Raw genomic sequence first — 22,999 nt, 5'->3', positions numbered from 1 at the left:
TTAAGCCTGTTCTCAGGGTCTATATAAACAGTATAGTCATATGTCCCTGGTTTATTGGGCTGAAAGCGGAACCAGTAGAACTGCTGGGCATCAGATTTTGAAATACCGTTACATAAGGTCTGAAAGACAAGGTGTTTGTCTATATATACATACACAAAGTATTTCTGGTCCAGGTTCTTATCGGTTTTGTTCTTATTAATAATTCCGAGACGGATATTGTTATAAACATTCGGGTCAGGATTAACATCAAAAAGCTGTACAGCCAAATCGATGGGTGTTGTCTGCGGAGGACCGAATTCAAAGGGAACAATAATGGAGCTTCTCTGTCCGGTCGGATAGGTTTTAGGTTTTAGATCCTTAATTGCCTTAATAACAGCTTCATCGCAGCCGTAGCCTAAGCCTTTTAATAGCTGATAGCCTGCAAAATTGCCTTCTTCATCAGCAAAGATCTCAACAATTACTCTTCCTGTCACACCATTTTTCAAGGCTTCTTCAGGATATGAAATTGCTTTGCGTACTGATTCAAAACCATCAATGCTTACAGCTGCCAGTCCCGTAGAGTACCAGAACCTGTCAACATTTTTCTCATAAATATGATCCAGATATTTTGAAATATTTACTTCCTTTATACTCCAGGGGCGCGCGATCTTTTTATCTTTTCCGATAAAGACACTTATTTCATAAAGTTTGCTGCTTCTGACCGGTTTGCCGTTTTTTATTCCCGGCTTAACAATAAATATTTTTTTTGCATCGGGATAAATGGAATAAAAGACAGAAATTTTGCCGTTATCAGTAACATTCTCATGTGTAATTTTTTTATCAGTATTCTTCGAATATCTTACAGAAGGCCTGTGCCGGGGGAACTGACCTTTAGAATCGGTATAAAGCATATCTTCAGTATCCTCACCCCGGCCTCTCCAGAAAGAAGCATCAGTACACAAGCGGAAACTTGATTCATTTTCCTTTATAACAAGCTGAAGGTAGAAATTGTGATAACCCGAACCGAAGAGTTCAAATATCTTTTCAGGCGGAAGCAGTTCATTCATCTGAAGTCTGAATAGTGCAGTATCAACCCTGGCAGATGACTTTTCATCAAGCATATCATCGTATGTCGGCCAAAAGTCATAGGTTTGTGAAATACCATAATTGATTTCATGATTGTTTGTGTTTTTGTGTGCATCAGTTTTGCATCCCGAATAAAATATGAGCGCACAAATAACCGGGATAAAAAAAGCTTTTTTCATAATCAGCTCCCCTTTTTTATAATTTTGCCGGATTGCTGGTTATCCTGACAGCCGGCATATTGTTCATCATTAAGTTCATCTGCTGCGACTGGATCTGAATTCTTTCAATAGCAGTGTCGTATCTGTCCTGGAAATTATTCAGGTCGTAGCGCAGTGCGCTAATCTGCATGTATGAAAACAGTGCGATAAGGATAATTACAATTCCCAAAAGGTAATTGACGTAAACAGGCATCGGCCTGGTAAGCCAGGTTTGTAAAGGCTGGTTCTGCTTTTGCTTTATTGAATTAAAGACGCGCTCTTCAAGCCTGTCCGGCACCTGTTTTTTATGAAGTTTCACCTGGTGCTGAATTATATTCTGGGACTTAAATTCCTCACGGCATTCAGAGCAGGAAGAAAGATGAGTAAAGAGAATTCCGTCTTTTTCTTTTGGGAGTTCATTATCGAGATATTCGCTTATCATCATTTTAATATCATCACAGTTCATTGTTTGTCCTCTTTTCCGGTGTTCAATATTTTATATTTTCTATCGTTCAAGATTTATCAGTGCTTTTCTTAATTTCTGCCTGACCTTGAAGATGCGGCTTTTCACCAGGTCTTCAGTAATATTCATGATCTCAGCAATTTCTTTATAGCTAAGGTCAGAGAATTCCTTCAGGTAATAGGCCTCGCTTTGTGAAGGATCCATTCTGTCAAGTTCCTTTTCTACTATATCGATCAGTTCTTTAGTCTCAAGTTCATTATAAAAGTTTCCCGTTGAAGCCTTCTCCCCTATCAGCTCTATGTCCTGTTCATACTTATTGATTTTCTTCCTGAAATGGCTGAATGCCTCATTGCGGGCAGTAGTAAAGATCCATATTTCGATTCGTTCATAGTTTCTGATGTGACTGAGATTATCATAAAGCTTCATGAAGGTATTATGAACGATATCTTCTGCCAGCATTTCAGATCTGACGATCTTTATGACATAGTTAAAGAGAGGCTCTTTGAACTTATTATAAGTAAGGGTGAAGTCTATGATTGAGTTATTCTGCATAAGACCTGAAAGTGTATTTACTAACTAGACGCAAAATAGTAAGAAAAGTTGCCTGCGGGAAATAAATAATTTAATAATTTCTTGACCGTAATAACTTTTAATAATCCTTTCTTAACCATTTTATTCTTTTTTCTTTCGCTAAATGCGCAATAAGATCACAAATTTCCGCAGCATGGTATTGTATGGAAGAGATTAATACTTGACTTTACGTCAAAATTGATGTATCTTTGTATTACATCAATACTGATGTGAACAACCATTAATAAAGATGAACAAATATCGTGTAATTGCATATGAAGATCATGAAGGATATTCTGAAGTAGATGCCTTTATCGAAAGTAGAAAGGAGGGGGACCAGGTAAAAATATACTCCTTTATTGACAAACTGGAAGCAGATGGTCCACAGCTGCCTAGACCTTATGCCGACTTATTAAGAGATGGCATTCATGAGCTTAGGGTTAAATTATCGGGAAAACAGACAAGGACCTTATATTTCTTCTGTTATGGGAACTATATCGTTCTTAGCCATACTTTTGTAAAGAATACAGATAAAGTACCAGATGAGGAGATTGACAAGGCAATCGCTCATCGTGAGGATTTCTGCCAGAGATTTACAAGGCAGAAATTAGATAAGCAATACGAAGCATAACCCGAATGCAGCATCATTATAAATGATGGTACGTACAGTCTGCACTAAAACTCACAATTCTAGTGCAGACTGCTGCGAAGATGTAGAATTAAATGACAAAGGGTATAATATGATCAACTACCATAAGAAATTACAGGAAAAACTCAAGAAACCGGAGTTTGCAAAACTTTACAAACAGGAAAGACTTATTCTCGAAATAGCCGTAGAGCTCGCAAAGGTCAGAGAAAAGAATGGGCTTACGCAATCTGAACTTGCCCGGATGGCAGAGTTGACCCAACAGCAGGTCTCAAAGTTAGAAAACGGAATCAGCTTTAACGTGACAACCTTATTAAAGGTTTGCAGTGTGCTGCACGTGAAACTCTGTATCGCAGAGGATACCAAAGAACACCCGCAGCACACGAAGGCTGCTGCTGTATAATTTATGGAACTCCCAAATTGCATCTCACTTTCGGGAAGAGAGATTAAGAAAGAGGGGATATATATGGTCTATTTAAACCTTAAATCCATCTCATCACAAATCTGATTTACACGCCTGAAAAAAACATCCGTAAAATTGGGAATGGGCAATAGCGGCTTTTCAAGCTCTGCCGAGGTCTCTTCGCTTATCCTCCCCTGCTCTACTGCTTCAATCCCGGCTTTCTTCAGCAGCTGCTTGTACTTCTCGATAAACGGAATAGTATTTTCATCCTTTGAAGTCAAAAGCGCTCCGCCTGCCCTGTAGACTTCCCCCATTATGCTCCAGCCCAGGTTCCTCGCCATCCTCTTAAACAACAGACGCAATACCTGGAAGTGACTCTGCTCCGGAAAACCGCAGTTCGAAAAAACCAGGAGCCTGTTCGGTTTTTCATAACGCAGCACATGACGGCATTCCCCAAACTCATCCTTCACCCAGTGAGGATCACCAATTACTATCAGCCTGTCAATAAAGTTCTTAAGCGTGCCGCTTACATTATCGGCATAAACAGGCGTGGCAAAACCCATTACATCCGACGATATAACTTTATCTATCAGCTCCGCCATGTCGTCCTTCTGCGCACATTTGCCCGGAGTTTTTTCCCAGCACGTCTTGCACCCCCGGCATGGGTTTATTTTATACTTTGCTAAATAAACCTGCTCAGCCTCGGCGCCTGCCTGCCTTGCACCCTCAAGAAAATTCTCAACTATAACGTTCGTGTTACCCAGCTTTGCCCTCGGACTTCCGTTAAAGACTGTAATTTTCATAATGTTTCCTCCAATTGTTTAACCGGTTTAGACTTATTTCTGAAATAGAAAAGCCGCTAAAATTCTCAATTATTATTTTTCCATGTACCGGAAGTTAAAAAGAAGAAAAATATCTTCATAGTTGCATCTTCAGAGAGTATTTGATAATATATATGTGGAAATAATTTGTTTATTCAATTCCGGATCTGCTGAAGAAGCCCGAACCGTTTAAAATTAAAAAGGCCGGGAAACTATTAAGTTCCGGCCTGTCAGTTTTGTATATCCTCAAAACATTTTTACAATTGCGGCTGCATTATTGCTGCAGATCCTTTCGTTTACTCTTTGAGCCTTAATCCTTATTTGTGTTTTTCTTCTTCGCTATCTCCCTGGCCTTCTCCAGAATTTTATTCTGTTTGGATTCAGCGCTCTCTGCTTTTGCTTTTCCCGATCTTTTTACAGCCCACCTGTTATCCTGCTTTACTGTACCATGCGGATCAATATCTTTTGGCATTCTTTAACTCCTTTTGATTTTAAGCTTATTTGTTAAATACCGGCATCTGAATACCCGTCATATTTTAATACAAATTTACTAAAAGAAAGCCTCTTATCATACAGATCTCTTTTTTTGCCGCCTTACTCTAAACCACCAGGTAAATCCCAAAAATCGGGACACCATTGATAATCTTCCTAAATGTATATACGTTATTGAAACCCCGGTCCTGCGGGGCTGAAAAAATTAAATAAATAATTTGTCTTTTAATGTTCTATGAAGGAAGGAATAAATAATGAAGAAATATGTATCCGCTTCGGTGATTACATTTGCGTTTATTCTTTTTGTTTTGACCCAGCTTCAGTGCTCAAACCAAAATAAAGAGAATAAGAATATGTCACACGATGAACTCGTTGCCCGCGGCAAATACCTCGTTAATTTCGGAGGATGCAACGACTGCCATTCACCTAAGGTTATGACTGCCCAGGGCCCCGTACCCGACTCAACCCGGCTCCTCTCCGGCCATCCCGCCGGCACACCGCTGGCCCCAATCGATACATCGGTCACTAATTCCAAATGGGTCTATACCAGCATGGACCTTACAGCCTGGGCCGGACCATGGGGCGTTACTTTCCCCGCAAATATTACTCCCGACGACCAGACAGGAATTGGAAGCTGGGATGAGAACGTATTCGTTAAGGCAATGAGAGAAGGAAAACATATGGGAAGCGGCCGCCCTATACTGCCACCTATGCCCTGGCAAAGTGTGGCCGGCTTAACCGACCAGGACCTGAAGGCAGTCTTTACATACCTTAAATCCATTAAACCAATTAGCAATAAGGTGCCCGATCCCATTCCGCCTAATATGGTTGCCCAGGCATCCGTAGCCGGGAAATAGTTATCCCTCAGCCTCATAATAATATTTTTAGCAGAATGCATACCGTCCTCAAAAGGGACGGTTTTCTGCTATTACCCCCATCTTCTTACTACCCGGATTTTCATATCATTTTCACTTTGAAATGTTATTTTATATTTAACAACTACTTCCAAAAGGAGAAAAAATGAGAAGATATATATATCTGCCAGGCCTTACAGTAACCTTATTCCTGCTCCTTCAGGCAGGACAACTCTTTTCCCAGCCCGCCGGCTATAAGGTTACCGGGGCAATCAATATAGGAGGGAGTGATAGGTGGGATTACTGCATCGTCGACTCGGTCAATCACCAGCTCTTCGTCTCACACGGCAATAAGGTCCATGCAGTTAATCTTAACACCAATAAGCTTTCAGGCGAAATAACAGGCCTTAATGGCGTACATGGCATTGCCATTGCATACGATTTTAATAAGGGCTTTATCAGTAACGGAAAAAGCGACACAGTAACGGTCTTTAACCTTAAAACCCTTAAGGTAACCGGCAGTATCCGTGTAACAGGAAAGAATCCCGATGCCATAATTTATGATCCGTTTTCACAAAGGGTGTTTACATTTAACGGCAGGTCTTCCAATGCCACGGCTATCGACGCAAAAACAGATAAGGTTGCCGGAACACTTCCACTCGACGGAAAGCCTGAATTTGCCGTCTCAAATCTCAAGGGGAAAATGTATGTCAACATTGAAGACAAGAGCATCATAGAAGAATTCGATCCCAAAGAGCTGGAAGTAACAGCAAAGTGGTCAATTGCCCCCTGCCGGGAGCCCTCAGGCATGGCAATAGACCTTTATAACAACAGACTTTTCACCGTAGGAAGAAATACAAAAATGGCCGTGCTCGACGCCGTAACAGGAAAAGTAGTTGCCGAAGTCCCGATCGGCGGCGGTGTTGACGGCTGCGCTTATGACCCTGCGTCACACCATGTATTCAGCTCAAACGGTGAAGGGACACTTACGGAAATAAGCCAGGAATCTCCGGACAGATACAAGGTGCTTGCAAATATTCCTACTGCAAAAGGGTTGAGAACTCTGGCCCTTGACCCGAAAACACATAACATATACCTCATTGGCATGATTGAAGGAAAGAATAACATGAAGAGTTTTGGCGTTTTGGTATTGTCCATATAAAACATTTAAATTGGGGAAGATAATTTTTCAAAATTATTAATTTGATAACGTAAGCGGCTCAAATTCAGCAGGTAAATGATAATGAGAATCCTTATTATTGAAGACGACGAAAAAATATCAGCCGGCCTTTCGAAGGGTCTCAGGCAGGAGAGCTTCGCCGTAGATCAGGCTTTTGACGGAATCCGTGGAGAAAGCCTGGCTAAAATAAATGACTATGATGCAATTATTCTGGATGTAAAACTGCCTCTGCAGGATGGTTTTAAGACATGTATGAACCTGAGGCAGGACAAAATACTGACGCCAATCTTAATGCTTACTGCGCTTGACGACGTTAACGATAAAATCAAAGGCCTCGATAACGGAGCCGATGATTACCTTGCTAAACCGTTTCACTTCGGTGAGCTTCTGGCCAGACTGCGCTCGCTTATAAGAAGGAACAGCAAGGTAAGAAGCACTGTCATTGTAAAGTATGGCATTTCCCTGGATCAGAATACGCATAGGGCTCTGCGTGAAGGCAAAGAAATAATGCTTACTGCCAAGGAATTTTCCCTGCTCGAACTCTTTATGTTAAATTCCGGCCGGATTCTCTCAAGAGAGATGATATCTGAGCATCTTTGGGATATGAATTTCGACCCCAGAAGCAACATAATTGAATCCTATGTTAAATTCTTAAGGCAAAAGATGGATAACGGTTTTTCAAAACAGCTGATTCATACAGTAAGAGGAGCAGGCTATATGTTCTCGGAGAATGCAGAATGACTCTTACAATTAAACAGAAGCTGATCCTGGCCTATACCTTGGTATTCGGAATTGTGCTTGTAATCTTTGCTTTTATAATTTATCAGAGCATTAAGCAAAATGAAATTGAAAGGATCGACAGCAGTATTAAAAGTTATTCAATAGTCCTTCAGTCGGAAATAGAAGAACAGGTCTCCGATGAAAAAAGCCTGAATACAGATGAACTGAAGCAGGTAAAAACCGAAGGCCTGCAGGATGTAAAGCTCGCCCTTTACGACACTCATGGCAACAAGCTGCTCTCAGACTCCATCGCCGTTGATGAAGATAAATGGAAAATCGCCATAATCAACAGTGATTTTACCGGGACAGTTAAAACCCCTTCGGGTGAGAGCTACAGATCATACTGGAGCGGGGTTGAATGCAATGGAAGAATTGAATATGCCCTCCGTATTATGGCTTCCCTGAAGGGCGTTGATAATTCTTTAAGCAGGCTTCTTGCCATAATGTGCATTATTATCCCCTTTGCCCTCCTCATTGCCGGCCTTGCTGCCTGGCTTATCTCTAAGGCAGCCTTTAAGCCTGTAATAAGAATGTCGCAGACCGCAAGGGAAATTACCGCAAAAAGCCTCGATAAAAGGCTGGAACTTCCTGAGGCTAAAGATGAAATATTTTATCTCGGGAATACCTTAAACGATATGATAAGCCGTTTAGATAATTCCTTCCGGAGCCACCGGCAGTTTATTTCAGATGCATCACATGAAATCAGAACCCCGCTTACTATTCTGCAGACTGAGCTGGAACTGCTCCAAAATAATCTAACCGGAAGCTCAAATAAAGAAAGTATAAGAACCTCTCTTCTTGAAATTGAAAGTCTTTCAAAATTAACCACCTCATTACTGACTCTTGCAAAGCTCGACTCCTCTCAGCATTCATTAAACCTCGAGGAGATACGCCTCGATGAACTTTTGATTGAAAGCATTCAGTTCATGAAAAAGGCTGCCGGTGAAAAGAATATTTCCCTGGAACTGCATTTAACTGAACCCGTTCAGATATGCGCGGATAAGGACAAGATGAAAAGTGTATTCATCAACCTTATGGATAATGCGGTAAAATATTCTAATAAAAATTCTGCCGTCAGAATCTTCATGGAACTGGCCTCAGGAAAAGTAAATATAAAATTCGTGAATTTTGGTATTCTGATCCGTCCTTCTGAAATTAAGAATGTCTTTGAAAGATTCTACCGGTCGGCTGATATTCCGTCGAAAATCAGGGGCAACGGCCTGGGTCTTACCATAGCCAGGGAATTCGTTGAACTGCATAAAGGTACGATTTCTGCAGAAAGCGTCGAACAATCGGGAACAGTGTTTACTGTACAGCTGCCTGTTTGAGTTTTGCTTTTCCCTGTAAATCCTGCTTTCATCTTATTTTCATATTCTCTTTCTAAGTTTAGTTGCTCAATTAACACAACTATTCTATCAAAATCAGGGTGTAATATGAAAAACATTATTTTTAATTCAAAAGTAGTTTTAATGGCTACCGTCCTCACGCTAACAGTGTCTTTTTGTTCCAATGCCCAGTCAAAGAAAAAAGACGCCGCAAAAAATATTCCTCAGGTTGTCCTCGATGCCTTCAAAAAAGCGTATCCGAAAGCAGTAATTAAGGGTTCAGGCAAAGAAGTTGAAGAAGGAAAGACATTTTTTGAAATAGAGAGCGTCGACGGAAAAGTCAAAAGGGACCTCCTTTACCTGCCCGACGGAAAAGTAGCTGAGATAGAAGAAAAGATTCCTACCAAAGATCTTCCTGCTTCAGTTATTGAATCAGTAAAGAAGGAATCCCCGAAAGGTAAAATAACAACAGCTGAAAGAGTTACAAAAGACGGCGCGGAAAACTACGAACTGATTGTAAAGAGCGGTAAAAGTTCTATGGAAATAGTCCTTGACAAGAATGGAAAAGTAATTAATAAGGAAATTAAAGGATCCGGAAAAGAAAAAGAACAGGACGAGGAAAACGAAAAAGATTAAGCTCTTTTGAATTTGTTTCACATCAGGTTTTCATACAAAGCCCGGTCTTTCAGACGGCCGGGCTTTATAATATAAACTAAATTCAGTAAATTAAACGAAAGCTTATTGATTTTGCTGCTTTTCATTCACAATTTGAAAGTTATAGTATATAACAATGAAAATATTGTGCTATATCCTGCTGCTTACCACGCTGACATCTAACTTTCTTTCAGCCCAGAACAACCTGCAGTTCTACCTTTCAGCTGCATTGCGGAATAATCCAGGCATAAAAGAAGACATGAATAACATAGAGATTAAGTACCTGGACCGGTCGCTTAACAACGCACAGTTTAATATGCCGCAGGTGTCCATAACAGCCAATTACCTTTTTGCCCCCTATTTCAATAACAGCAGGCTCATAACCACTGCTCCTGATCCTGAGGCCATAGGTTACGATCCTTCAATTACTAACGGCGGGCTTTATTCGGCACAGCTAAATGTTACAAAAAATATATTTAACAGCGGCCTTACTGAGGCTTATAATTCGCAGACCGGGCTTCAGATTCTAAGCAGCGGAAATGCGATAGAACTGGAAAAGCACGCTCTTCATAGAGATATAACCGAGCAGTACCTTGCAAGCTATCAGGCAGGACAGCTGTATTATCTGTCGCGTGCACTTATAGATACAATTAAACAGCAGCTTCAGATAACACATGCCTTAGTGTTTAAAGGGCTTGTAAAAGAAACCGATTACCTGCTGCTTAAAGTTGAGCTTGCGAACCAGCAGATCGCCTCAGATGAGGCCTTCAGCGCATTTAAGACAAACCTCTACCAACTGAATACCGCCTGCGGCATCTATGACACGGCAATGGTTGAGCTTCAGAGTACAGAACTTCATACCTCAGGCCCCGTAAATGAATCGAACTTCCTCAGGCAGTACTCAATCGACAGCATGCTTATTGTAAGCTCCCAGAAGACCCTTGAAACAAAGTACCTCCCGCAGCTGAGCATCTTCGCAAACACGGGGCTTAATGCCGTCGAGCTTAAAGGAATACAAAGAAGATTTGGCGTGAGTGCAGGCTTGAACTTCTCTTATCCCCTGTTCGACGGGGGCCAGAAAAGCATCACACGCCAGCAGTCACTAATCTCGGCCCACACCATCGCCGCACAGCGCGAAAGCCAGAGAATTACCATCCGGAACAAACTTAATGAAGTCTCAGGCCAGCTGGAAGTCTATTCCCGCAGTATAAACGCAATCCAAAGCCAGATGAAAGATTATGAACAGATACTAAGACTCTCGCGCTCGGAACTCATGCGCGGGGAACTAACTATGGTGGAATTTATTACCATTATCCGGAATTTCCTGGAGCTTAAGAAGGCTGAGATCCAGACCTTTGCAGGCTATCAGCAGGCTCTCAATCAATTTAACTATTGGAACTGGTAAGATGAGATTAACCCAAAGAAGCGCTTTAATATTCCTTTATTTGTCATTACTCCTTCTGCCCTCTTGCGCAAAGAAAGATCCTGAAGAAGAACAATCCTCAGAGTTCCGGGGCGCTTCGGTCAGCCTGATACACCCGGTTGTTGAAAATATGACTGAATTCATAGACTTAAACGCCACTACAGTGTTCCAGAACCAGGAGATTGTCCGCGCAACCTTCGCAGGCTATATAGTTAAAAGCTATAAAAATCCCGGCGACCCCATCAATAAGGGAGACATCCTTTTTCTTATGAGAACCAGGGAAGCCAGCGCCCAGGACAGCGTGAATATCAACTTAGGAGGCGGTGAGTTCTCCGGACTTGTAAAACTCCATTCGCGCACAAGCGGTGTTTTAACAGAACTGGACTTCCAGTCGGGCAATTACGTATCAGAGGGCGACAAGCTCGCCATAGTTGTAGAACCCCGGTCATTGAAAATTATGCTGAATGTGCCTTTCCGCTATGCCTCTCTTATAAGCAGCTCGGGCACATACAGCCTGAGGCTTCCGGATGGAAAAATTCATCAGGCAAAAGTAATCAGGAAAATTCCTTCTATCGACCCTGCAAGCCAGACTCAGACATTCATACTGGAGCCCGTTCCCTTTACGGCAATTCCCGCAAATCTTAACCTTACGGTAAAAATACCCGTAAAACACGCGGGCAATGCCGCGGCGCTTCCGAAGTCTTCAGTCATTTCTAACGAAACACAGACAGAGTTCTGGGTAATGAAAGCCGTAAACGATACCCTCGCCGTAAGGCTGAACATTAAAAAAGGAATTGAAACAGACAGCCTGGTTCAGATAACAGACCCCCCGATATCTAAAAACGACAGATTTATTGCAGACGGTGCCTATGGTCTGCCCGATACGGCTAAAATTATCATTAAGAAATAAATCATGAAAGAGTTTTATACTTCATATAAAGGCCCCATTGCAGCTATTCTCCTTTTTATTTTAATTGGCGGAGTTTTATCTCTTGTGAATATTCAAACGGGGCTCTTCCCCGATATAACATTCCCCAAAATTAAAATTATTGCCGAGGCCGGCCAGCAGCCAGTGGATAAAATGATGGCGGCTGTTACGGTGCCCCTGGAAAATTCAATTAAAAGAGTCCAGAACCTGAGGCTCCTCAGAAGCACTACAAGCCGCGGCAGCTGCGAAATATCGGCTTTCATGGACTGGAATTCAGATGTAGACCTGGGCAAACAGAGAATTGAATCGCAGATTAATGCAATAAAGCAGGACCTGCCGCAGGGTATAGCAATAACTGTTGAAAAAATGAACCCGTCAATTCTTCCCGTCATGGGATATTCACTCGAGGGATCAGGAAAATCGCAGATTGAACTGAGGCAGATTGCCGAATATACGGTGAAACCTTTCCTCTCAAGGGTCGAAGGAGTTTCCGAGGTAGCTGTAACCGGAGGCAAAACTAAGGAATATCACGTCATACTGGACCCCGTAAAGATGAGCAATCTTGAAATCACTCCCCAGGCGGTCTCACAGGCCCTCCAGCAAAGCAACTTTATTACATCAAACGGATACGTGGCAGATTATAACAGACTCTACTTAAGCATTACAAATACTTCAATAAATAAAAAAGAGGACCTGGAAAACCTTATCATTAAGAACACAGCTCAGCGTGCCATACAGTTAAAAGATATTGCAAATGTAGAAATCGGCGAAAAAAAAGAGTATGTAAAGATAAATGCAAACGGAAAAGACGTTCCCCTAATTGCCGTACTGAAACAGCCCGATGCTAATCTGATCAGTGTTGCTTCAATGGTTCAGACGCAGGTTAAGAATTTAAGCCGGCTTCTTCCTAAAGGAGTTGAGCTTAAGCCGTACTATAACCAGGCCGATTTTGTCAATGATTCAATCCGCAGCCTGAGGGATGTTTTATGGGTCGGGCTCCTGCTTGCCATTATGGTAACCGTATTTTTCCTCCGCTCCCTTAAGGCAAGTTCCGTAGTGCTGATTACCATTCCAGTAACACTTTCACTTACAGTAATAGTTCTATATGCGGCCGGATACACCTTCAACATAATGACCATTGGCGCAATTGCCGCCGCAATAGGCCTTATTATAGATGACGCTATTGTTGTTGTTGAACAGATCCACCGCACACACGAGGAGCATCCGAATGAAAGCAGCTTCAGGCTGGTTAACGTTGCAATACGCTATCTCTTTCCCGCAATGGCAGGATCGTCACTTTCAACTATCGTCATTTTTCTCCCCTTCGTTTTGATGAGCGGCGTTGCAGGGGCTTACTTTAAGGTAATGACCGATACCATGATCATCACGCTTGTATGCTCCTTTTTTGTTACATGGATCGGCCTGCCGGTAATTTACATCTTATTCTCAAAGGAAGTACATAATATCACCTCAGGCGCCAAAGAGGTAAAACAAAGGCGCTGGGTGCAGTTCTTTATTGTGCGGCCTCTTATTGCCGGAGCATTTTCCGTCCTTCTGGCAGCTGCTGCTTTAATTATTCTTCCAAAACTCCCGAGCGGATTTCTGCCGGAAATGGACGAGGGCTCACTTGTGCTCGATTTCGACACACCTCCCGGCACTTCACTTGAAGAAAGCGATAAGATGCTGCAGAAGGTTGATGCCATATTAAAACAGCAGCCCGATATCGAAAGCTTCTCAAGAAGGCTTGGAACCCAGTTGGGATTTTTTATTACGGAACCCAGCCGGGGCGATTACCTGATCCAGCTCAAGAAAAACCGCAGGAAACCCACTATGGATGTGGCTGACGACATCAGGGGGCAGATAGAGTCAACACTGCCCGCTCTTAAGGTGGACTTCGGACAGGTAATAGGCGATATGCTGGGCGACCTCATGAGCTCGACTCAGCCAATTGAATTAAAAATATTTGGCGATAGCCAGGAAGAACTCAAAACACTTGCCGGAAATACTTCCAAAATTGTAGAAGGAGTAAAAGGAACTGCCGATGTTTTTAACGGTATTACAATAGCGGGACCCGAAATGACATTAGAACCGGACGTTTCTAAACTTGCCTTGTTCAACCTGTCACCCACAGACCTGCAGTATGATATTCAGAACATGATTGAAGGCAATGTTGCCGGCAGTATACTTGAAAACAATAAGCTGACCGACATAAGGACACTCGGGTCGGGCAGAAAGCCTCTTTCCCTTAGTGAATTGAATAATCAGCCGGTTTTTCTCCCCGGCGGGAAATCCATGCCGCTGAGTGAATTTGTAAAAGTTAAACTGACGAAAGGCGTTGCTGAAATTGAACGCGAAAACCTTAAACCCATGATTGCCGTAACCGGCAGGCTTAATAACAGGGACCTCGGCAGCACATTAAAGGAAATTCAGCAGAAAATTTCATCGGGCATCTCACTTCCCCCGGGCTATAATATTGAATATGGCGGCGCATACTCCGAACAGCAGAAAGCCTTTGGTGAACTTCTAATGATTCTGATTACTTCATGCTTCCTGGTATTTGTAGTAATACTTTTCCTCTTCAGGAATGTTAAAGTTTCCATTCTGATAATTATCATTGCGCTGCTCGGAACCGCAGGCAGCATGCTGGCACTTTTTATTACGGGTACCCCGCTTAACGTAGGCAGCTACACCGGCATGATAATGATTGTAGGAATCATAGGCGAAAACTCGGTCTTTACATACCTCCAGTATAAGGCCGAACGCACTAAAACCGGGCGCGATGAAGCGATTATCTATGCGATTTCAACAAGACTTCGGCCTAAACTTATGACTGCTTTGGGCGCAATAGCCGCCCTGCTCCCTCTTGCGCTTGGAATCGGTACCGGCGCCCAGATGCATCAGCCCCTGGCTATTGCAATTATAGGAGGACTCATTATAGCTTTACCCCTTCTTTTAGTTGTACTGCCTACATTTTTAAGAATGGTTGAGAAGGAAAAATTGTAATTTCGGGCATTAGACTTTAACCTTGTAACCTCTATTGCTCCGGCAGGCGGCTGCATCTGTATAGGCCGCCTTTTCCTGATACCTTTTTTTCTATCTCCTTAACTGATACTCCTTCCCTGCCCTCATCTTCTCCTGAGCCAGTGCGGGATCGCCTTCACACCTGAGCGCTATGAAATTTGTCTTAACCTTTTCCATTACCTTCTTAAGCTTTGCAGCCTCCTTCAGTTGCTCAGCCTGAGACGTCCTCGTCAGTTCCATTAGATACTCTTCAAGCAGCCTTGAGATCACCTGATGGTCGGATGCCTCAGGCTTCATAAATTTCATCCTGGCACCTTTGGCAAGCCTCCTTTTCAGGGCTTCAACTGTCAGTCCCTTCGCTTCATCAAGTAGGCAGTAAATGGCTCCGCCCGTCATGCCGGCGCAGATCCAGGGACCCGGGTCACCAAGCACCACTACTCGGCCTCCTGTCATGTACTCAAATGCAAACCCTTTCAGGTTTGCCCTTGAGGCAATATTGGGAAGCTTGTCATTTATCGGTTCCGCCAGCATGGCACCAAAAACCACCTCGGCCCCCGAAAGCCTTATGCACGCTCTCGAATCGGCGCTGCCCTGCACAAAGAACTTCCCTTTCTGCGCCCCGTAAGCAAAACACTTGCCAACGGACCCATCCACAAGCATGCCGTCGTGGTTGTATCCTTTTAGAATTACAACCTTGCCGCCTCCGGCGGATTTTGCAACGCCGTCCTGCCCGCCGCCCTGGACTCTTATTGTCATACCGTCTGTAATAAAAGCCCCGAGCCCGTTGCCGGGAACAGTAGTGCCTTCAAATTCAAAATCTATATTCCCTTCAAATTTATAGCCCGAGAGCTCCATCTTCGCCAGCTCGCCCGCACTCGATGATCCAAGCGCACGGTCAATGTTGCCTACAAGGTCGTCCTGGTACTTTATCGTTCTGGCTCCCATGGCAACCTTCTCTTTTATCTTCTGCGCTATTATCCTGGAAAGCGACGTGCGGGGACGGCTTATTACAACAGTCGTGCTGTTCATATTGTCCTGCCTGTACGTGTAAAGAGAAGGAATAAAAAGCCTGCTTAAATCAACTTTGTCCACGTAAGCCGACTGGAAGAGAAGCTGCCTCTTCCCTACAATTTCACTTAAGTGGCTTAATCCCATATTCTTTCCTTTTTCCTTAAGGCTCATCTTCATTTCATCAAAAAGCCTTGTCAGCCTTTCAACCGATTCCTCCGGCACCCTCGGTTCATACCTTTCCACGCCCGAGGCAAGTGCCTCCTCTTTAGTTTTGAAGTGTGCCGTAATACCCGTGTGGCACGTGCCCGTATTGCAGTCGCGGCATATCGTGCATCCAATTGCAATCATTGCAAGCGTTGCAGCGCCCACGCGGTTTGCGCCCAGCGCCATCAGCTTCAGTATGTCGTCAGTCGACTTAACGCCGCCGTCGGCCCATATTTCAACGTGGTCCCTTAAGCCCGCGGCAAGAAGAGCCTCATGCGCCTCATAAACTGACAGCTCAGCCGGAAACCCCACGTACTTCAGTGAATGCACGCGTGCGGCACCGGTTCCTCCATCGTAGCCCGAAATGGTAATGATGTCCGCGTTTGCCTTTGCTACTCCGCACGCTATGGGGCCTATATTAGGTATTGCCGGAATCTTTACGCTTACCCTGCAGTCGGGGTTTACCGTTTTCAACTCCTCAATCAGCTGCGCTAAGTCCTCAATTGAATATATGTCGTGATTGTTTGATGGCGAGATCAGGTCTATCCCTCTATTAGTATGCCTCGTCTCTGCAATTTTTGCAGTAACCTTAAAGCCCGGCAGGTGGCCTCCTTCACCCGGCTTTGCGCCCTGGCCAACCTTTATCTCCAGGAACTTCGAGGAATTGAGCATCAGCGCATTAACACCAAAACGTGCCGATGCAATCTGCTGCCCGCGGTGGTTGTAGTACCTGCCCATAATGTCTCTTATTTCCCCGCCTTCACCGTTCATGCAGATTATGTTTGAACGGTATGCAGCCTCTGCATACGCCCTGAAAGACGTCTCGCCCTGCGAGCCGAATGACATGGCTGAAATATAAAATGGTGCGTCATAACTTCCTGTCGTAATGTCGCAGTCCATTGCCGCCTCAGCCGCGTTCTTAATTCCAATTATGTGGCGGAATGTAACCGGCTGCTTATCAATCAGCTTTTTATACCTGTCCTCAAATGAACTGTATTCCAGGCGCCCCATGGCAGAATCGCCAAGCGCCTTCCACAACTTTATGTAAAGCCTGTTTTCAACCGGCAGGCGCGATTCCTTTGAGGAAAGTATATCCCTTCTCATTTTATACTGGTTATCAAGATCTTCATAACGGAAAGAAGCCCCTTCATCAAGCGCCGAAGTAATTCCTATCTCCTTTACTATTTCACGCGAGAGGCCTATTGATGCAAACATGGGAGCGTAGCCGCTAAGGTCGTGAATGCCCATTGTGGAAATCACTTTCTCAATTCCCGAGGTCAGAACGTCCATTGCATTCTTCAGACTCTGCCTCAGGCTCTCACCCTCTGAATGGGAGCGTACAACCTGCCAGACCATATAAGGCGCAAGCGCATCGGCACCAAGCCCGAGAGCAGCGCAGCAGTCGTGCGTATTCCTGATCTGCCCCGAGTGGAGTACAAGGCTGGTTTTCCGCCTGATTGATATTCCGTCTTTATCCTTTATGTGTCTTAATTTCTCATTCAGCGCGCCAAGCGTAAGGAAAGGATCAATGCTGTTTTCTGCACTATATTTATTGGCATCCGACAAAATTACAATAGATGAATTTTCCTTCTCAATTTTCTTAATCATCTTTTCAATAAATGAGTCCATCCGATCTTTCATGCCTGAGCCTTCGGATGATAAATCCTCAAATAATACCCTGGGCCCGTCTGAAGTATAAAGGCTTTTTAACGATGCCATCTCTTCATCATTATATCCGTCCATAAGCACCGGCTGGCTAAGCATGATCTGGGGATATATGTCAGGCTTTTTGAAGTCGGGCCGCGCACCAAGGAATGTCCTTAAAGAAAACTGTGCGCTTTCCCTCTCCCTGTCAATTGAAGGGTTAGTAACTACGGCAACTGTTTCTTTTATGAATTCAGGAATGTTTACAATGTCATTCCGTAATACTGCAAGAGGTGCGTCATAGCCCGTTGCGCCAACAGATTCCTTTCCAGTCTTTGCCATGCTGCTAATAGATTCCTCATCCTCCCTGTACCAGCCGAATGAGCGCAGGCATGGAGTTGCGGCCTCCGGAAGAGCGTAATCATTATTCTCATTTTCAGCTTTTCTTTCAGGCTTCAGCACGGGGCAAATTTTCCTTCTCCTGTACCTGAATTCTTTAAGTATCTGCATCTGGAGGCTTGCGTAGTCAAAGGCCTCGGCTTTGCCCGGAATTAAGGCCCCGTTATTTGAATCAATCTGGCTTATGGGGCGCCTTAAAAGAAATCCCCTTTTTTCTCCCGGCGCAATCGGCGTGGGATCCGAGTGCAATAGCTCAAGCTCAATAACGCCTTTTTCCGAAGAGGCAAAATATTCCTTGTCGGTCTCACCGATCCATAGGGGCCTTAAGCCCAGAGCGTCAACTGAAAATACAATCTCATCACCCTGGCGCGCAATAATTGCAGCCGGGCCCTGTGCGGGCATCCCGAGCACGCGCCTGTAATAGGTGTATATATCCTTCATCTCATCTTTGTACGAATCTATCTCGCTCCACACCGGAGGAAATACAATCTCCATTGCTTCCATGAGTGAAAAGTTGTTCACGAACATTAGGCTTTCAATCAGGCGGTCCAAATCCTGGCTGTCCGAGCCAAGCCCTACAACGGGCATGCCCAGCATTGCAGCCTCGCGCCTTAGTCTTACAATCGTATTAATCTCACCGTTATGCCCCAGCGTCGAGAACATCTGCGCACGCTCATGGTTTGAGTCGGTGTTTGTTGAGTATCTCCCGTGCCCAAGCGCAATTGCACTCTTAAAGCCGGGGTTCTTAAGATCGGGATAGTAGTTTACAAGCGTGCGCACGTCACCCCTTACTTTGTAAATTACGCTGTTGGGACTCATAGACATTACGTGTATGTGCGGAAGCTCCTTTTCAATTTCATGCCTCGAGGTAAGAATATTCTTCCACGATAGCGCTATCCTGCCAAGCGGTATCATGGCTAAGCTCCACACCACAGGCTCAATTGCCTTTGCGCGTGCGCCCAGGGCCTCGCTTCTTACAGGCAGAGGCTTGCTGTATAAAACCTCAAATCCGTTGCGGTTAAGTATTGCCTCCGCCGCCTCGAGCGATTGTTTTAAGCCCGGACTGTTAAGCTCCCCGCGTATCATAAGGTGTGCAACTGTAAAATAATGCTGGTAGACTGTTCTTGGATCTATCCCTTCCGCTTCAAGCCTTGCCATCCATATTTGTTTTGGTATGTCTGTCTGTATTCCCGTGCCGTCGCCTTCGTGGTCTATTTCACCCGTACGGTGGCCCATATTCTCCAGTGCCAGCAGCGTACGCTTTACATTGCCGTGTGTTGCTGTACCGTCTTTTTTTACGCGTGCAATAATGGCGCACGCATCCTTTTCTGCATCAAACAGATTAAATCCGTAGAGATCAGAACCTTTCATTTTCCGCCTTCCCTTCTGTTATAAAACAAATAACTTCTTATTATCCATAAATTCAGTTTTCAGAAAAAAGAGCAAAGATTTTTAAGTCCTGTAATATTCTCACGGATCCGGTCAACCCATGATCTTTATTATTTGTGTAGATAATTTGATTTTGGATTGACCAGCTGTTTAGCCTTTTAGTATGGTAATACTTTCTGCGGCCGTAGGTTTGGTAATCCCTGGTTTGAGAATTGTAGGTTGGACATTATGAACTTCAAGACATAATTCTTCAGAGAAGAATTTCTTCCTTATCAATAGGGTAATATTTAATAAAGATTCCTGCATGTCTGTATCTGATATCGAATATAAGTTCAGGTTTGTACATTTTCAAGTCAATAAGTAAAGAAATATCAGAATTTTTCTAATTAATTTTAGTTTTTCGGCATAATTGCCGTAATTTCTACCGGTTTTACTGCGTTTTGCCTTAACAACTAAAAAAAATACGGGATGCCATCCATGCGTTGGATAACATCCCGTCTTAATCTGGCAGGCTGACGCTTTACGGTCAGTTTCTCATTAGCTTATTGCTGTGGCCTTTCAGCGCAAACTTTTCTTTCTGCATCGATCTGCCTCCATCATTCACATCCAGCTTAAATCTCGATACCAGTTCCTGCAGGTTTACCGTAAGACGGTTTAAGTCCTCGGCTGCACGCGCTATCTGCTCGGTTCCTGCGGCTGACTGCTGTGTGACGCTGGAAATGCCTTCAATGTTCTTCGAGATCTGCTCGGCCGCGCTCGACTGCTCCTCACTTGCAGCCGCAACCTGCAGTACCACGTCAGTAGTCTTCTGCGCTCCCTTAAGAATTTCACCTAATACCTCAGCCACTTCTTCAGTAAGCTTCATGCCTGCTTCAACTGCAGTCCTCGATTCACCCATGGCCTGGTCTGCCCCTTTAGCTTCCATCTGAATTGCTTTGATCGTCTCGGCAATTTCTTTTGTTGCCTTCGTTGTACGCTCGGCAAGCTTCCTTACCTCGTCTGCCACAACCGCAAAACCGCGGCCCTGCTCGCCGGCACGTGCTGCCTCAATTGCGGCGTTTAGTGCAAGCAGATTTGTCTGGTCTGCAATGTCGTCAATTACCTGGGTGATTTCACCAATCTGGTCAGTCCTCTTTGAAAGTGATGCAACAATCTTTGCAGTCTCTTCAGATGAGGAAACTATTTTGTTAATGCCTTTCTTTGTTTCCTCTACTTTCTTTGCGCCCTTTTCTGCCGCCTGGCTCGATCCTCTGGATACCTCGGCAGCCTCATTGGCGTTCTTGGCTGTCTCGTAAACAGTCTTTGTCATCTCTTCAATAGCCCCGGCAACTTCTGTAGCCTGCTGTGCCTGTTCCTGGCTTCCGGCCGACATCTGTTCCGAAGATGAAGAGATCTCATTTGCCGAACTTGCCGTAGCCTCGGTTGCTTCGTGCACCTGAAGAATAAGGGAGTTGAGCGATTCAGCCAGGTGGTTTGCATTGTTCTGCAGTTTCTTATACTCACCCTTATACTCGCCTGTCATTCTCGCCGTCAGGTCGCCCTGTGCAACTTTTTCCACCACTGCTTCATAATCGCGTATCTTAGACATTATTGTATCAAGAGTATCATTAATTCCGGATACTATCTTTTTATAACCGCCGCTGTACTTCTCAGCATTTCCTCTTTTTGAAAGCTCCCCATCCACTGCGGCTTTCGTCAGTCCGTTTACTTCTTCCGTCAAATCCCTAATTACTTTTGTGAATGCATTCATGGCAGGGGAAAGCTTATCTTTACTGTCATATACCGTGAACTCAGTGGAAAGATCCCCCTGCGAGGTAGCATACATTCCTTCGGCAAGCTTTTCCAGCTGGTACGCAAACTGGTCAAGCACCTTTGCCATCACACCTATCTCATCACCCGCGTCCACATTGGCTCTTGCTTCCACGTGCCCCTTCTGCAGTTCCTGCGCCATATTAAGCACTTTGTTTACGGGGCGCTTTATCTGGCCGGAAATGAAAATTCCGAAACCGATTGAAGCCGCAACACCAATTATCATAAAAATATACATAGTTGTAACTGCGGAACCGGCTTCTTCTACATTTTGAGAGGAAATCTTGTCGCCTTCATCCTGGTTGAACTTCACCCAGGATTCTATTGCCTGTTCGTATTCCACTGCGGCTCTTGTCATATCGCCAAGCAGTACGGCTCTTGCTTCTTCATCCTTATTCTCAAGTGCCAGGTTTTCAACTTCCAGCAGGTACTTTCTGTAATTCTCCCTTTTTTCTTTGGCATTTCTTACAAATTCTTTCTCCTGATCTGTATCGGCCGATTTGGAGCTGAACTCAATCTCTTCAGAAATTGCTTTTGAATCATTTGATATGTCGTCAACATATCCCTGCACCTTGCTTCTGTCGTTCTCCATTACCGCCTTCAACGTGGAGACCCTTACATGCTGATAACGCTGCAGCACATCTCCCAGCTTGGCAATCGGCAGTGCATGGTCCACCCACATACTTTCACTTGATTTTGCAACTTTGTTAAGATTATAAGATCCAACCAATCCAATAATGGCAGCAATAACAGCTACAATGCAAAAGCTCACTGTTAGTCTGACACCGATTTTTAGGTTACCGAACCACTTCATAATTTCTCCCCGTTTGAAAAAGTCACTTAATTGACAATTATAATATGATTTGATTTCCAATGCAGTCAGTTTTTTCCACAGGACCGCGCGCAGCTTGATCTAATAACTTGATAATCATCAGCGAGATTCAAATAATTACAACTTTACGAATTATTTATGCATTGGAAGATAGAGTTATTATCGGATGGTTTTGAAATTATTTTACAATAGTCAACAACTATTTTTAATAAAAATTTTCCTACCGCCCAAATTTATCCATCAGAGCAGCAAATTCAGTGCGCAGAATTTGCATACCAGCTTATACTTTGCTATTATTCCGGTCAAATTATCATTGAAAAGGTCCCGAACATGAAATTAAATCTGATTTTAGCAGCATTTCTTATTATTGTAACAGGCGCCGTCTCAGGCCAGGGGAAAAACAGCAACTGGGAAAAACTTAATTACCTGACCGGAAACTGGAAGGGTGAAGGCAGCGGTAAACCCGGCGAAGGCCAGGGATATTTTTCATTTAAGCCCGACCTGGATAATAATGTATTTGTCAGAAAAAGCCACTCTGAATATCCGGCTCAAAAGGATAAACCCCTGATTGTTCATGACGACCTGCTCATAATTTATCCTGACAGTTCCGGCAACCCCGGCAAGGCAATCTATTTCGACAATGAAGGGCACGTGATTAACTATTCAGTTACTTTCCCGAATGACAGTGACATTGTTTTTACAAGCGATAAAACTCCCAGCGCCCCGGTGTTCAGACTCACCTATTCTGTCATTGACAGCAATACTGTAAATACCATATTTGCCATGTCGCAGGACGGAAAGAACTTCAGGACATACGTCGAAGGAAAGTCCCAAAGGAGCAAATAGCGGTTCAGGCAATAAACAGATTTTTCTCATGGCTTCCATCCGG

Annotated in this window: 18 protein-coding genes; 11 read left to right on the top strand and 7 right to left on the bottom strand. The window is 44.0% G+C overall.

The features are described 5' to 3' along the window. The 3 genes from HF312_17465 to HF312_17455 all read right to left on the bottom strand — a co-directional run. Positions 1–1,244 (bottom strand): TonB family protein (locus HF312_17465; protein ID MCU7522007.1); only part of this gene is annotated, 1,244 nt, incomplete at its 3' end. 16 nt (positions 1,245–1,260) lie between these two features. Continuing rightward, on the bottom strand, positions 1,261–1,728 hold the full coding sequence (locus HF312_17460; protein ID MCU7522006.1) for a hypothetical protein: 468 nt from the start codon (positions 1,726–1,728) through the stop codon (positions 1,261–1,263). A 39-nt stretch (positions 1,729–1,767) separates the two neighbouring features. Further along, a complete protein-coding gene (locus tag HF312_17455; GenBank protein MCU7522005.1) occupies positions 1,768–2,277 on the bottom strand; it encodes a sigma-70 family RNA polymerase sigma factor in 510 nt (169 codons plus the stop codon). Positions 2,278–2,545: 268 nt separating this feature from the next. On the opposite strand from HF312_17455, the gene HF312_17450 reads away from it, so the two are divergent. Together HF312_17450 and HF312_17445 are read left to right on the top strand one after the other, a co-directional pair. Beyond that, the gene (locus HF312_17450) at positions 2,546–2,926 is read left to right on the top strand and encodes a type II toxin-antitoxin system RelE/ParE family toxin (protein ID MCU7522004.1); all 381 of its coding nucleotides are present in this window, start codon (positions 2,546–2,548) and stop codon (positions 2,924–2,926) included. A gap of 109 nt (positions 2,927–3,035) precedes the next feature. Further along, positions 3,036–3,344 (top strand): helix-turn-helix transcriptional regulator, encoded by a 309-nt coding sequence (locus tag HF312_17445; protein ID MCU7522003.1) that lies wholly within the window; start codon positions 3,036–3,038, stop codon positions 3,342–3,344. A 68-nt stretch (positions 3,345–3,412) separates the two neighbouring features. Here HF312_17445 and HF312_17440 read toward each other — a convergent pair whose 3' ends face one another. Both HF312_17440 and HF312_17435 read right to left on the bottom strand, forming a co-directional pair. Next, positions 3,413–4,147, bottom strand: a complete 735-nt coding sequence (locus tag HF312_17440; protein MCU7522002.1) for a flavodoxin family protein — start codon at positions 4,145–4,147, stop codon at positions 3,413–3,415. Between the two features lie 328 nt (positions 4,148–4,475). Further along, the gene (locus HF312_17435) at positions 4,476–4,637 is read right to left on the bottom strand and encodes a DUF2188 domain-containing protein (GenBank protein MCU7522001.1); all 162 of its coding nucleotides are present in this window, start codon (positions 4,635–4,637) and stop codon (positions 4,476–4,478) included. A gap of 274 nt (positions 4,638–4,911) precedes the next feature. On the opposite strand from HF312_17435, the gene HF312_17430 reads away from it, so the two are divergent. From HF312_17430 to HF312_17395, 8 genes are all read left to right on the top strand, one after another. After that, on the top strand, positions 4,912–5,514 hold the full coding sequence (locus HF312_17430; GenBank protein MCU7522000.1) for a cytochrome c: 603 nt from the start codon (positions 4,912–4,914) through the stop codon (positions 5,512–5,514). A 163-nt stretch (positions 5,515–5,677) separates the two neighbouring features. Further along, positions 5,678–6,673, top strand: a complete 996-nt coding sequence (locus tag HF312_17425) for a YncE family protein (protein ID MCU7521999.1) — start codon at positions 5,678–5,680, stop codon at positions 6,671–6,673. 81 nt (positions 6,674–6,754) lie between these two features. After that, positions 6,755–7,432, top strand: coding sequence for a response regulator transcription factor (locus HF312_17420; GenBank protein ID MCU7521998.1), 678 nt, complete (start codon positions 6,755–6,757; stop codon positions 7,430–7,432). Next, a complete protein-coding gene (locus HF312_17415) occupies positions 7,429–8,799 on the top strand; it encodes a HAMP domain-containing protein (protein MCU7521997.1) in 1,371 nt (456 codons plus the stop codon). Before HF312_17420 ends, HF312_17415 begins: the two co-directional genes overlap by 4 nt. Before the next feature lie 105 nt (positions 8,800–8,904). Next, the gene (locus HF312_17410; protein MCU7521996.1) at positions 8,905–9,432 is read left to right on the top strand and encodes a hypothetical protein; all 528 of its coding nucleotides are present in this window, start codon (positions 8,905–8,907) and stop codon (positions 9,430–9,432) included. Positions 9,433–9,586: 154 nt separating this feature from the next. After that, a complete protein-coding gene (locus HF312_17405; protein MCU7521995.1) occupies positions 9,587–10,855 on the top strand; it encodes a TolC family protein in 1,269 nt (422 codons plus the stop codon). Position 10,856: 1 nt separating this feature from the next. Beyond that, complete coding sequence (locus HF312_17400) at positions 10,857–11,783, top strand: HlyD family efflux transporter periplasmic adaptor subunit (GenBank protein ID MCU7521994.1); 927 nt, start codon at positions 10,857–10,859, stop codon at positions 11,781–11,783. A 3-nt stretch (positions 11,784–11,786) separates the two neighbouring features. After that, complete coding sequence (locus tag HF312_17395) at positions 11,787–14,804, top strand: efflux RND transporter permease subunit (protein MCU7521993.1); 3,018 nt, start codon at positions 11,787–11,789, stop codon at positions 14,802–14,804. A gap of 90 nt (positions 14,805–14,894) precedes the next feature. Here HF312_17395 and HF312_17390 read toward each other — a convergent pair whose 3' ends face one another. Further along, positions 14,895–19,451, bottom strand: coding sequence for a glutamate synthase (locus HF312_17390; GenBank protein ID MCU7521992.1), 4,557 nt, complete (start codon positions 19,449–19,451; stop codon positions 14,895–14,897). A gap of 544 nt (positions 19,452–19,995) precedes the next feature. Further along, positions 19,996–22,092, bottom strand: a complete 2,097-nt coding sequence (locus HF312_17385) for a HAMP domain-containing protein (protein ID MCU7521991.1) — start codon at positions 22,090–22,092, stop codon at positions 19,996–19,998. 348 nt (positions 22,093–22,440) lie between these two features. Between HF312_17385 and HF312_17380 the strand changes: the two genes are divergently transcribed. After that, positions 22,441–22,956, top strand: coding sequence for a hypothetical protein (locus HF312_17380; protein ID MCU7521990.1), 516 nt, complete (start codon positions 22,441–22,443; stop codon positions 22,954–22,956). Positions 22,957–22,999: the final 43 nt, after the last annotated feature.

It is taken from the genome of Ignavibacteria bacterium (genome assembly GCA_025612375.1).
GTDB lineage: Bacteria > Bacteroidota > Ignavibacteria > Ignavibacteriales > SURF-24 > JAAXKN01.
The sequence above is the reverse complement of the archived record's forward strand: the minus strand, read 5'-3'. Positions and strand labels throughout refer to the sequence as shown.

Excerpts from the sequence above, each read along its gene's own strand:
- HF312_17460 (MCU7522006.1), bottom strand. The coding sequence starts at position 1,728 with ATGAACTGTGATGATATTAAAATGATGATAAGCGAATATCTCGATAAT.
- HF312_17455 (MCU7522005.1), bottom strand. The coding sequence starts at position 2,277 with ATGCAGAATAACTCAATCATAGACTTCACCCTTACTTATAATAAGTTC.
- HF312_17450 (MCU7522004.1), top strand. The coding sequence starts at position 2,546 with ATGAACAAATATCGTGTAATTGCATATGAAGATCATGAAGGATATTCT.
- HF312_17445 (MCU7522003.1), top strand. The coding sequence starts at position 3,036 with ATGATCAACTACCATAAGAAATTACAGGAAAAACTCAAGAAACCGGAG.
- HF312_17440 (MCU7522002.1), bottom strand. The coding sequence starts at position 4,147 with ATGAAAATTACAGTCTTTAACGGAAGTCCGAGGGCAAAGCTGGGTAAC.
- HF312_17435 (MCU7522001.1), bottom strand. The coding sequence starts at position 4,637 with ATGCCAAAAGATATTGATCCGCATGGTACAGTAAAGCAGGATAACAGG.
- HF312_17430 (MCU7522000.1), top strand. The coding sequence starts at position 4,912 with ATGAAGAAATATGTATCCGCTTCGGTGATTACATTTGCGTTTATTCTT.
- HF312_17425 (MCU7521999.1), top strand. The coding sequence starts at position 5,678 with ATGAGAAGATATATATATCTGCCAGGCCTTACAGTAACCTTATTCCTG.
- HF312_17420 (MCU7521998.1), top strand. The coding sequence starts at position 6,755 with ATGAGAATCCTTATTATTGAAGACGACGAAAAAATATCAGCCGGCCTT.
- HF312_17415 (MCU7521997.1), top strand. The coding sequence starts at position 7,429 with ATGACTCTTACAATTAAACAGAAGCTGATCCTGGCCTATACCTTGGTA.
- HF312_17410 (MCU7521996.1), top strand. The coding sequence starts at position 8,905 with ATGAAAAACATTATTTTTAATTCAAAAGTAGTTTTAATGGCTACCGTC.
- HF312_17405 (MCU7521995.1), top strand. The coding sequence starts at position 9,587 with ATGAAAATATTGTGCTATATCCTGCTGCTTACCACGCTGACATCTAAC.
- HF312_17400 (MCU7521994.1), top strand. The coding sequence starts at position 10,857 with ATGAGATTAACCCAAAGAAGCGCTTTAATATTCCTTTATTTGTCATTA.
- HF312_17395 (MCU7521993.1), top strand. The coding sequence starts at position 11,787 with ATGAAAGAGTTTTATACTTCATATAAAGGCCCCATTGCAGCTATTCTC.
- HF312_17390 (MCU7521992.1), bottom strand. The coding sequence starts at position 19,451 with ATGAAAGGTTCTGATCTCTACGGATTTAATCTGTTTGATGCAGAAAAG.
- HF312_17385 (MCU7521991.1), bottom strand. The coding sequence starts at position 22,092 with ATGAAGTGGTTCGGTAACCTAAAAATCGGTGTCAGACTAACAGTGAGC.
- HF312_17380 (MCU7521990.1), top strand. The coding sequence starts at position 22,441 with ATGAAATTAAATCTGATTTTAGCAGCATTTCTTATTATTGTAACAGGC.